Origin of the sequence: Rubripirellula tenax, assembly GCF_007860125.1 — a bacterium.
In the GTDB taxonomy this organism is placed as follows: domain Bacteria; phylum Planctomycetota; class Planctomycetia; order Pirellulales; family Pirellulaceae; genus Rubripirellula; species Rubripirellula tenax.
The window spans coordinates 475,230-490,414 of the sequence record NZ_SJPW01000007.1 but is presented as its reverse complement, the minus strand read 5'-3'; the positions used below and the strand labels follow the sequence as shown (position 1 = coordinate 490,414).

Below are 15,185 nucleotides of genomic sequence, written 5' to 3'. Positions count from 1 at the left end.
CATCACGTAGCTTCTTGATGATCTGTTCGGGTGAATGTCGTCGTCGTTTCTTGCTCATGGAAAATCCTTCGCCGGAATTGGCTCTAGACTTTCATAACCCCTGGATCAGGTTTTGGGGAGCATTCCAAGACGTTCTCTCTCGCGGTACGGCTGACGAAATCAACAGACCGCTCGTGCCGATCCTGGAGTCGGTCAATGGCATGCACTTCGTTAAAGAAAAGTCTGCAAAATTGCCCTTTTTTTTATTCAGATGGCGGTTTTTCTTCAGGGTTTTCGCGTCTTTCTATGACGAGGCTCCGTTTGGGGGCTACGACAAATCGTGCGTCATGTACCGAATGTTCCCTTTGCGACGACTTGGCGGAATGCTCTCTGTTTGAATCCACGATTCGTGGCATTGAAACGTCGAAAATGCTCGAGAATCTGGTATTCTGAACACCCCTTTATGATGTCGAAGCTTTCGGCGCCCAGAACAGAAGAAACCCGCTGTGCACATGAACCAACAGGCTAAACCGCGTGAAGTAACGTCGCGTGAAATGTCGGATAAACGTCCGCCTCAGCAACCCATGCCACAATCGGCCTTGGCGAGTATCGATTTCGCGAAGATTGCTTGGAATTCAAAGTACTTGTTGATTCTGGGGATGCTGTTGGGTTTGGGATGTGGATATTTCTACTTTTCGCGGACTCCCGCGACATATCGATCGGCCGCCCAGGTGCAAATCGTTGAATCGACGGCACGTAATCTGCCCGTTGATAGCCTAGATGCCGGCTTGAAGTCGCGTAATCTAAGCGATGAAGCCTTGGTGATGCGCAGCGAGCAGATCCTTCGCCGAGCAGCTGAAATTGGTGAACTGTCCACGACTCCGGAATTCGCCGGTTATTCGTCAGAGCAAATTGCCGCCGTCGTCGGTGGACTCGACTTGGTCGTCGGATCAGCGGACGAAAACATCGATTCAAGCGTGTTTCAAATCCGCTATGACAGCACGTCCGCAACGACAACTCAGCGGGTTGTTCAGTCGATTGTTGATGCGTATGCAAGTCATTTGCAGGACCAATATCGCAATATCGGGCAGGAAACGATTGATTTGATCCAAACGGCACGAAACGATGTGCTGACGAAACTGGACAAGTTGGAAGCGGAATTTAGTGAATTCAAAAAGTCTTCGGGGCTGATCTTTCGCGGCAACGAAACGACAAGTCTTCATCGCGACAACGCAGATCGCTACATGGCTCAGCGGCAAAACCTTTTGATTCAAAAGGCGAAGATATCGGGACTGTTGGCGGCGGCTCGCAAGGCGATGATTGAGAATCAGCCCAATGAAGCCATTTTACTCGCGCTCAATAGCAGTCTTAAAATTGCCGACGGGGACGTCGACTTGAGCAAGGCGATGTCGCCAGAGAGTCGGTGGGAGCTGGAAAAAATCCGGAAAAAGCCGCTGCTATCGGCAGCCGAGAGATTTCGACAAGAGAGGCTGTTGCCGTTGGAGTTGGAGCGGGAAACGCTCGTGGAATCGGTCGGTCGAGATCACCCGGCCATTGATACGATCAACAAACGGATCGCCGTCATTGAGAAGATGATCGAGACTGTCGGAGAAAACGAAACCAAGCTGAATGCCGAGCTTGACGAGGCGATGAAGGCTGCTGCGGCAGCGGAATCCAGCTTGCTGCCATCGGGTGAGTACGATCCACGTGATCGCATTTTGGAAAAAGTCCGTTTTGCCGTTGGTGCCCTTCGTCAAGAAATGGACGCGATGGATTCAGAGCTGCAAGTGGTTACCGACGCTTACGAAGACGAGATGACACAGGCGCGGACGGAAAGTGACAGTGAGATCCGCTCGGCACAATTCGTGCGAGAAATCGAGCGGCAGCAGCAATTGTATGATCGCATCGTTGCTCGTCTGGACGAGGTCAACTTGATGTCGGGCGGTGACGGGTTGAAGGTTTTTCCGCTCAATACCGCGAAGCTTGGGTATCAGGTTGCGCCGTCGCTTGCCAAGTCGTTGATCTTGGGCGGGTTTCTGGGCAGCATGTTGGCCTTTGGGTTGGCGGTGCTTCGCGAGTTGTCCGATCGCTCCTATCACAGTGCTCGCGATATCGCGGAACACACGCGGTTGCCGATCATTGGTCACGTTCCGGTCTTGAAACCCCATAAATTCGAAAAAGGTGAGCCGGGTGAAAACTTAGATTCCCGGTTGGTCACGTTCTTCAATGGCAAGGGGCAAAAGGCAGAAGCATTTCGGGCCATCCGAACGGCGATCTACTTCAGCAATCAATCGGGTAACAATCAAGTCCTGCAGATGACCAGCTCGACGCCGTCGGATGGTAAATCGACCATTGCGGCCAACGTTGCCGTGGCGATCGCCCAATCGGGGCGCAAGGTGTTGTTATTGGACGGGGACCTTCGGCGCCCTCGTGTTGGTAAGTTGTTGGGGATTGAAAGCGAGATTGGGACAGCCTGGGCGATTGAACAATGTGGTCCGGGAAGTACCGATTCGAATGTGGCGATTGACGCCGCGATTCACCCGTCATTGGTTGCCAACCTGTCGGTGATGACTGCTGGTGAAAGGCCTGACAACCCGTCCGAATTGCTTTCGTCGCCCAACTTCGACCGACTGCTTTCCGTTTTGCGAACGAAATTCGACATGATTATTGTCGATACTCCGCCGTTGCTTGCGGTAAGCGATCCGGCCAACTTGGCTTCGCGCGTTGACGGAGTGTTGTTGGTCGTTCGACTTCGCAAGAACATCAAGCCGGCCGTGGCTCAAGCGTCGAGAATGTTGGAAACATTGGAAGCCAACGTGCTCGGGATCATCGTCAATGGAGTCGGAAGTCGAGCCGCTCGTGGCTATGGGAAGTACAGCGGATCAGAGGGTGAATACAATTACGGATCGTCATACCAGTACGGGTATGGATATTCGTACGGGTATACCTATGGATACACCGACGGCAATAAAAACAACTCCTATTACGAAGAAGAGCCGACGGGACGCAAAAAAGCGAAGGCCAAAAAGCTGGCGAAAAGCAAGCTGGTGGTTGCACCACCGAAGCCTGGCGACAAGACGTAGTTCCGTTTCGTCAGAAATCTGTTTGCGGCAACCCTTTGTGGAGCCTCGGACGTCGATCGTTCGGATCGAACTGCGGTGCAGTTTGGTGGCCCGAGATGGCGTGCCAGGGGCATATTTCTGGTCGGAAAAGGCACAACCGGTGAATTCGAACTTCATTGGCCGCGGTTCGCGGTGACGTCCTGGTTTTTCGGCTCGAAGGATCGGCTTGGGGTGGATATGATTGGTGGGCTAGCTTCGTACCCACTGTTGGCTACTGTCAACGGATTCCTGCCACCTACGCCCATTCTGATGTCTGAAACTTCTCCTATAGCCGAACTGCTTCCTCAATCGGATTTACGTCGGGTTAGTCCAGCGGTTTGGGCGCTTTCTGTTTTAGCTTTGCTTGCTTTTGCGCCGCTGTGGTGGTCTTACTTCACCTGGACTTGGCGCGACGGGCACTACCAATATTTCCCGCTACTGATTGGGATGATTGGGGTATTGGTCAAGATGCGATGGGAAGCCGCGTCTGCCGCGGCGACGAAACCCCGGTCGGCACTCGTCTGGCCGTGTGTTGGCATCGTCATCGTATTGCTTTTGACGGCTCACGTGCTCAACAGTGTCTGGATCGGTATCGTCGTGACCGCATTGACATCGGTATTGCTGGTGTACGGTTTTCTTGGTTCGGGTGGTTTGTGGGTGATGACGCCGGTGTTGTTGCTTTGGTTATTGGCGATACCGCTGCCAATGGATTATGACCAGACGTTGATTTTTAAGATGCAGTTTTTTGCTAGCCAGTTGGCGAGCTTGTTGCTGGATGGTGCGGGAATCCGTCACATACGCGAAGGCGTTGTGTTGATTACCGAGAAGTCACAGTACATGACCGAAGAAGCGTGCAGCGGCGTACGATCATTGTTTTCATCGCTGGCAGTTGTGGCAGTCTATTCGGTTGTGTCACAGCATCGTGCCGTTCGGACGATATTCAACTTGGTTCAGGTTGTCTTCTGGGTTTTGATTGGCAACGCTATCCGTGTCGCCGCCTGCGTCGTGCTCGCAGATAACGTCAGCCCCTGGTACGCCAGCGGTGCCGGTCACGAAATGCTGTCGATGGTTGTCTTCGCTTTCATCCTAGGGATGGCCGCCAGCACGGATCAACTCGTCGGGTCGTTCTTTCAAAAGCAGTTGAGCGTCGGTTGGTTTGACGAGGGGACGCTCGAAATACCTCAGGATCATGCGGGCGAAATGGTTGCCCGAAAAGGCTTGCGGCTGCCGTCGATCCTGCGTGGAGACAAGATGGGGGGCGACGAAATGGCAGAAAAACGTGGCGGTTTGCTCGGCCGATCGCGTCACAGCACCTCAGCCATGGGCGATGACTCGATGGACGACGGACGTGGATTGCTGGGCGGGCTCTCAAGCAAGGCTGTCATCGCCATCGTCGCGATCCTGCTGCCGATCGTTGGTCTAGGATGGTTTGCGGCAATGCGGAATCCGAATCAAGGCATGATCTCCTTGGACAAGATGCCACGCTTACCCGCAGGTACCGAAGATTTTCTACCGGCAGACTTGATGGGATGGAAACGCATAAGCTTTCAACCAATACACCGGGAAGATGTGGGATTGCAGGCTGCGGATTCTTATACTTGGGTCTTCAGCAAAGGTGATGTTCGAGCCATCGTGTCGCTTGACTGTCCTTGGACCGAGTGGCACAACTTGAACATGTGCTACACCGGAATTGGATGGGACACGTCGCCGAATTACTTTGTAGATTCGCCGCCCGACAGTGCCTTTCCCCATCTTTCGTTTTCGGAATTGTCGATGTCCAAATCCGATGGCAGTGGTGGATACGTCATGTTCACAGTCGTGGATCGCAATCGAGTTGAAATGCGAAATTTGGGCTGGCAGCATAGCCTCAAAGATCCTGCTGAGTTGGTAAGAAGCTTGGTCTCATCCACGTCCAAGCGATTCGGTTTGGGAGAGCCAGTGCTTCCAAATCTTCCGGGGACCACGATACAGCTTTACTCGGAACGATCGGGCGCATTCAACAGTGAGCAGATCGCTTCCCTGAAGGAGTTGTTCTTTGCCGCGAGGAAAGATTTACTCCAAAGCCCACGCTGGGCGTCGCCGGAAGCGTCAGTGGCCGAATAGCAACGCCTTTTAGGGGGTTCGGCGGCGGTTGCAGGTGATTGCAAGGATGGGGACGAAAGCCTGTTTGGGTGCAACCTAGGCAGATGAAGGTTCTGTGAAAAATGCAAGCGTAGCTTGCGGAGCGTTTGAATCAACTGGCAGGATCGCTTAGGATATCGGCCAAGGAAGGCGGCCATTTCCTGCTCATTCACGCCTTAGAGACCGAATCATGTTGAAAAGACTACTTGCTGCTGGATTGTTGAGCGTTTTTGGATGCGGTTTCGCCCGGGCTGATTTGATTACAACGTTCGACTTCCTTGATGGGCGCTGGGCAAGCGTGTTGACCGCTTCGGGTGGGAACAATGATTCGACGGTGACGTCATCGGCAATCACGGTTGCGAAATCGGGTAGTACGGGTGGTGTCAGGGTTGCCGTTAACCTGACGGGATCGATTTCGACGGTTGGGTTCGAGAATATCAGGCTTGAGTTCTTCGGCAATGCAAATGGGACAGCGGAATTCGAATGGAACGGTAACCTCACGGGTGCGGTTGCGAGCACAGATGGGTTTCGAATCATTGGGTCGGGAGTCGAAATCAATGCGAATGCTTTGAATGACATATCTGGTACGGCTGCTGAAACAGACATTGATTCGGGGAGCGTGTTTATGTCGGGTGGCAACTTGAGTGGAAGTTTTGTCTTCCTACCGTCCGCGAACAATGGATCGATCTCGGATCTGTCGATCATTCTTCAAAGTAACGCGGGCACGGAAACGCTCGCTCTTTCGAATTTCCAACTTTTTGGTGATGTCGTTGCCGTTCCCGAGGCTTCCACTTTCGCTCTTGGGCTCGCCGCCGCCGCGGGCGGGTTCGTTCGGCTTCGTCGTCGTCGGAAGTAGCGAAGCGAGACCACAGTAACGGTTGCTTTTTTTTGCTGGCGGGCATCCATTTGGGCCCCCAGTTCCTTGTTTGCGGATCGAACTTCAAGGCGGTTCGGCGCCCTATCGTGGCGTGCCAGGGACACTTCGTGCGGGACGACAATTTGGTTTTCTGGTGCGACTCGGTCTGAGTCTTCGTATAGCCTTTGGCGGGACGAACGGATAGACTCGGGTTCCCTTCAACGGGGGACCTAAGTATTTCATGGACGACGGCGGGGCACGGGGTCGATGCGTAAATCTCGACGAAATTTCTTGCAGGCTGGCCTGAAGTCGACGGCGGGGGCTGGCGTCATTCTGGGGACGGCGCCGTACGGTTTTGCGGTTCAGCGACGGACGATCCGGGTTCTTGGTACTCATGTCACCCTTCAAGAAAAGCTGCGTGTGCAAGCCGAGAAGGATCTTGGGCTGAACATAGAATTCCAGCCCGGTGGCAGCGCCAGCGTCATGCACCAGGCGTCGACACGCCCCGGGTCCTTCGATCTGTACGAGCAGTGGTCCAATAGCATTCGCGTGCTCTGGCAAGCCGGCGCGATCCAGCCCATCGAAACGGGTCGGCTGCAACATTGGGGTGAGATCAACAATCTGACGAAAACCGGATTGCTGACTCCCGACGCCAGGCGAGGTGCCGGTGATGCTCCCAACAAACTGCTTTTCGTCCAGCCCGACGGCACGTTGGGAAGCGAGACCGCGGATCAAATCAGCTTCCTGCCCTACGTACACAACGTCGACTCGTTCGGTTACGACGCAAACGTTGTCGATCGAGGCATTCCTTACGAAACGGAAAGCTGGGGATGGTTGTTGGACGAACGATGGAAAGGGCGGGTCGCATTGGTCAACGAACCCACGATCGGCTTGTTCGATGCCGCCTTGGCGGCCCAGTCGCTCGGTCTGGTCCAGTTCGACGACATCGGTGACATGACGAAACCGGAAATCGACGCGCTCTTTCGGGTGCTGGTTCGGTTGCGTCGCGAGGGGCACTTTCGCGGCGTTTGGGGCAGCGTGCCCCAGTCGGTCGAGCTGATGCAGCGCGGTGAAGTCGCCATCGAAAGCATGTTTTCGCCAGCTGTGTTTTCCCTTCGCGGTCAAAACGTTGATTGCGTTTACGCTTCACCGAAAGAGGGCTACCGCGCGTGGCACGGCGTGATGTGCTTGTCTTCGATGACGTCCGGCGGCACCAAGGATGCCGCCTATGACTTCATGAATTGGTGGTTGTCGGGGTGGCCGGGTGCGTTCATCGCACGCCAGGGGTACTACATTTCCAACCCCGCACGATCCCGCGAATTTCTGAGCCAAGACGAATGGGATTTCTGGTATGAAGGTAAGCCGGCGAGGAAGGATTTGACGGGCACCGACGATCGCGTTGTCGTCAAAAAAGGGGAAATCCGCGATGGCGGTTCCTACGAGAAGCGATTTTCAAATATCGCCGTTTGGAACACCGTCATGGACACCTACGAACACACTTTGGGTGCTTGGCATGACTTCCTTTCCGCGGTTTAACCTCGTGCATTTGAATTTAGCGAACGGCAATCCAACAAACGGCGTTCCGCGTTTCGCTTGTCTTGCCTTGGCCGGTTTGCGAGTGCGGCACAGTCGCCGTTGCAACACGCGACCGTTCGACACAACATCGGATCCGTCACGTACGGGCGAAGATTCCCAAAGGTTGCGTCGTTCGTGAACCGGCTTTCCATCAAATCGAAGATCTACCTCGGCACGACTGCGATTGTCGCGTTGTTGATTCTTAACGGGTTGATCGTTTACGTCGGGCACACCAGTCTGAGCAAGAATGTCTCGCTCATGCGTCAAACGCATCAAGCCAGCACTTCGTTGTTGGCAATCGATCGTGACGTTCAAGAGTTGCGATTTCGCGTCGATCGATTTGTTACGTCGGGGCATCGATCGTTAGTGGAAGAGGTCAAAAACATTCACTCGCGATTGGGAACGCGAATCGCGGAGGTCCGTGCGAATGCATCGGCAACCGACATTGATCAAACCTGTCTGCGAATTCAGGGGCATCTCGATGAGTACTTGCGTCTGTTCGACACCGTTGTCCAGGAACGCCAGTTGAGCAAAGACTTGGTGGAGAACGACTTGCCGTTGGTCGCGGCCCAAGTCGATCGTGCGTTCGAATCACTTTCATCGAGTCTAGCCCCTGACGCATCTGCACCGTTGGTTTCGCTCGCGCAATCCAGTTCTCGATTTTCAAAGGCCGAGAAATTGGTGCTGCGTTATTTCGAGAATCCCGACGGCAAGATGGTTGCTTCTGCCGTTGCAACGCTCGAAGAAGCCCGGGCAGATCTTGCTTCGATCAGTCAGACGAGTGGACCGAAAAAGCAACTGTTGGCGGACTTGCGGGATTTCGAACGGATCGCACTGCGAGCTGTCCAGGCGACTCGCGGTTACTTGATGCTTCGCAATGTCTTGATGGCGGCCGAAGCATCCGAGATCTCGTATCTGTCGCGATCCTTGCGTGCGACGGCGGAAATTCGCCAACAGCAAATTGCCCAGCAGGTTGAACAGACGGGCCGACGCGTCAACGCGATCACGGCGCTTTCGGTCTTATTCGCCGGAGCGGTTGCCATCTTGATCGGCGGGAAATTGGCGGGGTCGGTGCTCTCGCCCATATCGGCGCTCACAAATACATTCAACCGACTGTCGGCGCGTGAGTCACTGGATTCGTTTCCAGGTGCCCAGCGCAATGACGAGATCGGGCAAATGGCGCAGGCGGCTCGCGTTTTCAGTGACCAAAATCAGCAGACGCGAGAGCTGCTTGCCGACGCCGAACGTCTGAACAATACGCTCCAGCAACAGACACGAAAGTTGACGTCGATCAATGACGAGTTAGACAACTTCGCCTATATCGCATCGCACGATTTGAAGTCGCCCCTACGTGCCATTCGCCAGCTGGCCACTTGGGTTCACGAAGATTCGGCCGAACAGTTGACGCCTGAAACGGAGGGGCACCTCCATCAGCTGAACGAGAGGGCGTGCCGGATGGAGCGGTTGCTTGACGACTTACTCGCCTTTTCGAGGGTGGGTCGTTTGAACGCGGCACTTCATCATGTGGATATCGACCCATTGCTTCGCGACACACTCTTGATCATCGATAACCCAAAGCAAGTTGCGGTGACATGGCAGTCTGATATGCCTTCGTTTGCGACGGCACGAACACCGTTGGAGCAGGTCTTTTTGAATTTGATCGGCAACGCGATCAAGCACAACCATCGTGCCAAGGGCGGCAAGGTTCACATCGAGTGTACCGAAGTCGGCGAACACTATTGTTTTTCCGTTCGTGACAACGGGCCCGGGATCGATCCGGAACAGCACGATCGGGCGTTCCAGATGTACCAGCGCGTTGGCGATCCCAGCATCGACGGCAGCGGAATGGGACTTGCCATCGTCAAGAAGCAGATCGAGCACTTTGGTGGTACAATCGAAATTCGGTCGGAAGTCGGCGAAGGCGCCGTATTCTCGTTCACTTGGCCGATTGTCATAACGCAGCACGAAAAGGAAAGCCATCGTGGTTAGTCTCCCTCCGATCGTCATGGTCGTCGAAGATGATTTCGTCGATGTGGAGCTGGTCAAGCGAGGTATCCGAGCAAGGAAGCTAAACTACGGTTTGCTCACTTCAAGCGATGGAAACCAGGCGCTCGAAATGTTGCGAAGCGATAAGCTGACGCATGAAGAACGCGAAAGGCTGATCGTCTTCTTGGACATCAATATGCCCGGAATGAATGGGCATCAATTCCTGACCAAGTTGCGAGAAGATCCGAACCTTCGCCGAACCATCGTCTTCGTTTTGACCACGTCGGATCACCCGCGCGACAAGCAGATGGCTTACGACAACAACGTCGCGGGCTACTTTGTGAAGTCGAATTTAGAAGGGCTTCTTGATACCGTCGCCGTCTACGTCGAAAACGTCGAGTTTCCGCCCGTCTTGCCCTGACGGTTCAGACGCTTCGGCACTGAGCTAGCGAGAACGAGTTTCGTATGAGCGTGGGACGAAATCGATGCCAATCGACCAAGGTTGCCAGAAGCATCTACGGTTCGGGTTCGAAGGGGATAAAGTCCGCTGCGGGAACCGCGTTGTTGACCATGTTTAGTGATGCCTTCGTTTTGGCATCGATATCGGAAACTAGGTCTCGCTGAATCTGGCTGAGTTCCGTCTTCTGAAGCTCAATGATCTTTTCGGAGACGCCGAAATTGAGCTCACGAACACCTTCGGCCATTTCGGCTAACCGTTCTTGCAACGCTTCGTCGGACTCACTGGCCGTCTTTCCGATCTGACACTGTTTTCGCTTGATCGCATGGCGGACCGCGCGAACGAGTCGTTGGGGTTGCAGATCGTTTTTGCAAAGAAACTCCTGCGCACCCAATTCGATTCCTCGTAGCGCCATTTCGTCATCGTCATGGCCGGTCAACACGATCACGGGCGTGTCCGATGCGCGAGCCATCAGTTTTTCAAGACCTTTTAAGCCAACACTGTCGGGCAACCCAAGGTCCAGCAGGATCACGTGGAAACGCCCTTCCTTTTGGGCCTGGATCGCGTCGGAGAAACGCGTAACGTGCGTCAACTCAAAGGTGGTGGGAGGGAATTTGGCGAATGCCCGCTTCACCGCATCCACATCGTGTACGTCATCTTCTACCAGCAAAACGCCAATACTCATGCCCCAACAGCCTATTGATCGAGATCGGAACCGGCTATCGAATTTGCCGGACCCTTGACTTCGTACGCAATGTTATCTGTTGGTTCTGTACATAAATCAAGGAGCGCTGGGAGTTGGGGCATCGGGAGTGAGGCGATATCCGCAACGAATGACGGGCGTTTCCAGCAACTCCATCCGCCAATAGGCGGGTAAAAACGGTCGGAATCAATCCTTGGAATTCGCCCCCCGGTGAAAAGCAAGCTTCCATGTCCAGTAAGAAAGGCTGGCGATTATTCGCCGCCAAAGAGCCACGCGGGGGCCGGATTTATTCTCGATAAACCGGATGGTATCCGTCGTAATACGGCGGGACCACAAAGGGCGAATTGGGGCTGGTCGGATAGGGATTGAAAGGACTTGCTCCCCTGGCCGGATAGCCAGTTTGGCCATGAACGCCCGGTTGGTATCCCAGGTTGCCACCGTAGCCTACGACGGGTTGTCCATAGCCGGGGTAGACGCCGCCGAGGCCCAGATTCAAACCCGCGTAGGGAGGGCCCCAATTTTGATACGGCGCGCTGAACGGTCGATTTGGGAAGTTCCATTCGCCGTAGGGGCGAACCGGATCGCCCCACGTTTCGACGCGATGGTAGTTGTCGGCCGATTGGCCGTAGGCGATGGAGCTTCGTGTGTGCGTGTAACCGCTGCTGCGAAAGTTTGAAACCGCCGGCGCCGCCGGCGATGCGACTTGAGCGTATTGGGCGACGCGCGCACCGGTCATCGGATCGTGTGTGTACGTGCTGGCGCGGGTCAACCAATCGGATCCGTGAACGTTTGCGGTCCCGGCACCCATCGCAAGTACGAGGCACAATGCATTGAACCGAACGGCAAACCCGACGGCGAACCGGACGGGCGCTAACCTGAAAAACGGCGAAGACGAGACGAGTGTTTGCATGAACGCCAACGTAGTTCGCGTTTCGGCGTCGAGCGCTGGGTTGGCAACTTTTTTCCTTGGCGAGGTCGATTCGACTCCCTCCGATCCTTACAACCGTCTCAATCCGTCTTCGGTCATGGGGTTGGGGATCTCGACATCGACTTGATCGATTCGGGCAAGGGTTTCGGCGTCAAGGATCAAGTCCTTGGCCGCGAGCGATTGATCCAGTTGCTCGATCGATGTCGCACCCACCAGCGTCGACGCAACGAAGTCATGTTGTCGGCTCCACGCGACCGCCAACGCAGTGACCGTGACGCCGATCGAGCTTGCGATTTCCGCCATTCGACGAGTCGTTTCAACGGTGCGATCGTTCACGAATCGACTGGCCATTTTCTTCTGCCGTTCGTTTCCTTCGACAATGTAAGCCGAAAAGCGGGCTCCGGTGGGCGGGCCGTTTTCGTATTTTCCGGTCAACACGCCGCCACCCAAAGGCGAGTACGGCAACAGACTGACGTTCTCGCGTCGGCACACTTGCGCTAGTTCGTTCTCGCAGCGACGGTTGATCAGGCTGAAATTGTTCTGGACCGACTGAAAACGATCGACGTCGTAGGTGTCGGCGGCCCACAAGCTTTTCATCAATCCCCAACTCGTTTCGTTGCTGCAGCCGATCACGCGAACTTTTCCTTCGTCACGAAGTTCGCTTAGAACGCCGAGGACTTCTTCATACGGAAGCCCGTGGTCAGGCCAATGCGTTTGATACAAATCGATGTAGTCGGTCCCCAGTCGGCGCAGCGAATCTTCGCACGCGGCGACGATTTGTCGGCGATCCAGTGCCGTTTTTCCGTGGCGGACCGGCGGCGTGAACCATCCGTGACCGGGGCCAGTCACCTTGGTCGCGATGATGACCGTTTCGCGAGGTTTCGTTTTTAACCAGCGGCCCAGGATCGTTTCGGTATCGCCGAACGTTTCTTCTTGCGGCGGTACGGGGTAGATTTCCGCAGCGTCGAAAAAGTCGATGCCGGCCTCGTACGCGTGATCGCAAATCGCATGGCTTGTCGATTCATTGCATTGTGAACCGAATGTCATGGTCCCCATGCCGATGTCCGATACCACCACTCCGCTGGTGCCAAGTCTTCGTCGCTGCATTGAATCGATTTTTGGGGCTAGGGATCGTGGGAAATTGCCGATCGCACGAAATACGGCTGCTAAGGCGTGTCAGTGATCTCGTCGCGGTTAGAATAGGATACGGGTCCAGCAAATGAACGAAAACCGTAGGTAATATGGTTGCACAGCGACACGAAGAGATCCGCAGTCATACGCAGCGACCCACCTTGATCCGTTTCCCTCCCCGCCTTGATCTACCCACCTGATGAAACCAATCTTTTTGCGCACCTCGGTTGTGCTAGTTGCCACAGCCTTCTTTGCAGCTTCGTTTGTCGGTTCCCGCGTCGTCGCGGACGAGCCATCCGAGCGATACGAATTTGGTCCCGATTCAAAGCCTTCGGACGAAGTTCCGCACGGCAAAATCACTCAGCATACGTTCATCAACAGCAGCGTGTTCCCGGGCACCAGTCGCCGATACTCGGTCTATGTTCCGGCCCAATACGATGGGTCGAAGCCGGCGGCGCTGATGGTGTTTCAGGACGGTCACGCGTTCGAGAGCGTCCATGGCGAATTTCGGTTGCCCGTCGTATTCGACAATCTGATCGCCAAGGGAGACATGCCGGTCACGATCGCTGTGATGGTGGATCCCGGCCACAAGGGTGAACTGCCGGAGAAACGGGGCTGGCAACCGGCACCGTCCAACCGCAGTGTCGAGTACGACAGCGTCAGCGGAGACTATGCCGAGTTTCTGATGAAGGACCTGTTGCCGGAAGTCGAGAAGGATTATCGCATTACAAAAAACCCGGAAATGCGAGCCGTGTGCGGCAACAGCAGCGGTGGGATCTGTGCGTTTTCGGTGGCTTGGTATCGGCCCGATGCGTTTCGCAAAGTGCTTTCGCATATCGGCAGCTTCACCAACATCCGTGGCGGCCACGATTACCAGGCGCAAATTCGAAAGACGCCGAACAAGCCGATCCGCATTTTGCTGCAAGACGGCTCCGGTGACTTGGACAACGAGCACGGCAACTGGCCGTTGGCGAACCAACAGATGGCCAAATCACTGGCGTTTAAAAATTACGACTATAAGTTCGTATACGGCACCGGTGCCCACAACGGCAATCACGGCGGCGCGATTTTTCCCGATTCACTGCGCTGGCTTTGGCGCGGTTGGAAGGACGAATCGCTTTAATGCCTGACTCTAGCTACTCCACCGACGTTGCCTTCGCCGTCCCTTACGTGCATCGGTTGCGGGTGACGGACGATGTCGCCGGGAATGACTTTCCGGCGCTTTTGGAATTGTTGCAAACCGAGGCGGCGGCGCGCGCGCGAGTTTTGTTGGTCGGTGAGTCTTCACTTGCCAGTCATGTGAATCGGTTAGCAGTGCGATTGTCCAGCGAAGCGTCCGTCGAGATGGTCGCGGATCCGACGATCGTCGGTGGTGGCGAATCGATCAAGAACGGCGAAACGGTGCTGAGGAAATTACTGGACCAAGTCAATGATTTCGGTTTGGATCGACGCAGCTACATCGTTGCCGTCGGCGGCGGTGCGATGCTGGATGCGATCGGGTTTGCTGCCGCGATCGCCCACCGCGGCATTCGGTTGATCCGTTTGCCTTCGACGGTGTTGGCCCAGGCCGACTCGGGAGTGGGCGTCAAGAATGCGATCAACTACTTCGACAAGAAAAATTGGATCGGAACGTTTGCGGTACCGTGGGCGGTCATCAATGACACTTCGTTGTTGTTGACGTTACCGGATCGCGATTTTCACAGTGGATTCAGTGAAGCGGTGAAGGTGTCGTTGTTGAAAGATCGTGGCCAGTTTCTTTGGCTCTGTGATCATGCCGAAGCGATCCGCCAGCGAAAGATGCCGATCGCCAAGTCGGCGATTCATCAATCGTGTTTATCTCACCTGCGACACATCACCGAAGGCGGTGATCCGTTCGAGATGCTCGAGGCCCGACCGTTGGACTTCGGCCACTGGTCGGCGCACCGACTGGAACCGTTGACGGGTTACGCGATACGTCACGGCGAAGCGGTCGCGATCGGCGTTGCGATCGACTGTATCTATTCGTCGTTGAAGTTCGGTTTTCCCGGCGACGACGTGGATCGTGTGATCGATTGTCTGGTGGGGTTGGGAATGAAGTTGTGGCATGAATCGATCGAGCCGATCGATCGACTGCTGCAGGGACTTGAAGAGTTCCGGCAACACTTGGGCGGTCGCCTGACGATCACAATGTTGCGAGGTATCGGTGACCCGATCCATGTTCACGAAATCGATGGCGGGGCAATGAAAGCTGCGATCCAAGCGTTGAAATCGAGACGCTAGCGGGCTGCCAACGGGCTACCCTGCGAGTCACCCTATCCGTCACCCTACGTGGCCCCGCGACGCCGCTCGCGGGGATCGAACTGCAAAGC

Annotated in this window: 12 protein-coding genes; 9 read left to right on the top strand and 3 right to left on the bottom strand. The window is 55.1% G+C overall.

The window, feature by feature from the left end:
- From Poly51_RS31100 to Poly51_RS25390, 7 genes are all read left to right on the top strand, one after another.
- Positions 1-377, top strand: a 377-nt coding sequence (locus Poly51_RS31100; protein ID WP_222435925.1) for a hypothetical protein, incomplete at its 5' end; no start/stop codon positions are given.
- A 114-nt stretch (positions 378-491) separates the two neighbouring features.
- Positions 492-3,062, top strand: coding sequence for a polysaccharide biosynthesis tyrosine autokinase (locus Poly51_RS25415; RefSeq protein ID WP_146461358.1), 2,571 nt, complete (start codon positions 492-494; stop codon positions 3,060-3,062).
- A 288-nt stretch (positions 3,063-3,350) separates the two neighbouring features.
- Complete coding sequence (gene xrtU / locus Poly51_RS25410; protein ID WP_186775797.1) at positions 3,351-5,183, top strand: exosortase U; 1,833 nt, start codon at positions 3,351-3,353, stop codon at positions 5,181-5,183.
- Positions 5,184-5,391: 208 nt separating this feature from the next.
- On the top strand, positions 5,392-6,057 hold the full coding sequence (locus Poly51_RS25405; protein WP_146461354.1) for a hypothetical protein: 666 nt from the start codon (positions 5,392-5,394) through the stop codon (positions 6,055-6,057).
- A 267-nt stretch (positions 6,058-6,324) separates the two neighbouring features.
- A complete protein-coding gene (locus tag Poly51_RS25400; RefSeq protein WP_146461352.1) occupies positions 6,325-7,593 on the top strand; it encodes an ABC transporter substrate-binding protein in 1,269 nt (422 codons plus the stop codon).
- Between the two features lie 174 nt (positions 7,594-7,767).
- Positions 7,768-9,621: a sensor histidine kinase gene (locus tag Poly51_RS25395; RefSeq protein ID WP_146461350.1), complete on the top strand. Its 1,854-nt coding sequence runs from the start codon at positions 7,768-7,770 to the stop codon at positions 9,619-9,621.
- Entirely contained in the window at positions 9,614-10,039 is a 426-nt protein-coding gene (locus Poly51_RS25390) for a response regulator (protein ID WP_146461349.1), read from the top strand. The genes Poly51_RS25395 and Poly51_RS25390 overlap by 8 nt, the downstream gene beginning before the upstream one ends.
- A 94-nt stretch (positions 10,040-10,133) precedes the next feature.
- Here Poly51_RS25390 and Poly51_RS25385 read toward each other — a convergent pair whose 3' ends face one another.
- The 3 genes from Poly51_RS25385 to Poly51_RS25375 all read right to left on the bottom strand — a co-directional run bounded on the left by Poly51_RS25385 (position 10,134) and on the right by Poly51_RS25375 (position 12,813).
- Positions 10,134-10,760 carry a response regulator gene (locus Poly51_RS25385; protein WP_146461347.1) on the bottom strand — a complete coding sequence of 209 codons (627 nt, stop codon included), beginning with the start codon at positions 10,758-10,760 and terminating at the stop codon, positions 10,134-10,136.
- A 304-nt stretch (positions 10,761-11,064) separates the two neighbouring features.
- A complete protein-coding gene (locus tag Poly51_RS25380; RefSeq protein ID WP_246114762.1) occupies positions 11,065-11,688 on the bottom strand; it encodes a hypothetical protein in 624 nt (207 codons plus the stop codon).
- A gap of 87 nt (positions 11,689-11,775) precedes the next feature.
- Positions 11,776-12,813, bottom strand: a complete 1,038-nt coding sequence (locus tag Poly51_RS25375; RefSeq protein ID WP_146461346.1) for an aldo/keto reductase — start codon at positions 12,811-12,813, stop codon at positions 11,776-11,778.
- Between the two features lie 223 nt (positions 12,814-13,036).
- On the opposite strand from Poly51_RS25375, the gene Poly51_RS25370 reads away from it, so the two are divergent.
- Together Poly51_RS25370 and Poly51_RS25365 are read left to right on the top strand one after the other, a co-directional pair.
- Positions 13,037-13,960, top strand: a complete 924-nt coding sequence (locus tag Poly51_RS25370; protein ID WP_146461344.1) for an alpha/beta hydrolase — start codon at positions 13,037-13,039, stop codon at positions 13,958-13,960.
- Positions 13,960-15,096, top strand: a complete 1,137-nt coding sequence (locus tag Poly51_RS25365; protein ID WP_146461343.1) for a 3-dehydroquinate synthase — start codon at positions 13,960-13,962, stop codon at positions 15,094-15,096. The genes Poly51_RS25370 and Poly51_RS25365 overlap by 1 nt, the downstream gene beginning before the upstream one ends.
- The last annotated feature ends 89 nt before the right edge of the window (positions 15,097-15,185 follow it).

Bases quoted from the DNA above. Each gene is read 5' to 3' on its own strand.
- Poly51_RS25370 (WP_146461344.1), top strand. From the start codon at position 13,037: ATGAAACCAATCTTTTTGCGCACCTCGGTTGTGCTAGTTGCCACAGCC.
- Poly51_RS25400 (WP_146461352.1), top strand. From the start codon at position 6,325: ATGCGTAAATCTCGACGAAATTTCTTGCAGGCTGGCCTGAAGTCGACG.
- Poly51_RS25365 (WP_146461343.1), top strand. From the start codon at position 13,960: ATGCCTGACTCTAGCTACTCCACCGACGTTGCCTTCGCCGTCCCTTAC.
- xrtU (WP_186775797.1), top strand. From the start codon at position 3,351: ATGTCTGAAACTTCTCCTATAGCCGAACTGCTTCCTCAATCGGATTTA.
- Poly51_RS25405 (WP_146461354.1), top strand. From the start codon at position 5,392: ATGTTGAAAAGACTACTTGCTGCTGGATTGTTGAGCGTTTTTGGATGC.
- Poly51_RS25375 (WP_146461346.1), bottom strand. From the start codon at position 12,813: ATGCAGCGACGAAGACTTGGCACCAGCGGAGTGGTGGTATCGGACATC.
- Poly51_RS25385 (WP_146461347.1), bottom strand. From the start codon at position 10,760: ATGAGTATTGGCGTTTTGCTGGTAGAAGATGACGTACACGATGTGGAT.
- Poly51_RS25415 (WP_146461358.1), top strand. From the start codon at position 492: ATGAACCAACAGGCTAAACCGCGTGAAGTAACGTCGCGTGAAATGTCG.
- Poly51_RS25380 (WP_246114762.1), bottom strand. From the start codon at position 11,688: ATGCAAACACTCGTCTCGTCTTCGCCGTTTTTCAGGTTAGCGCCCGTC.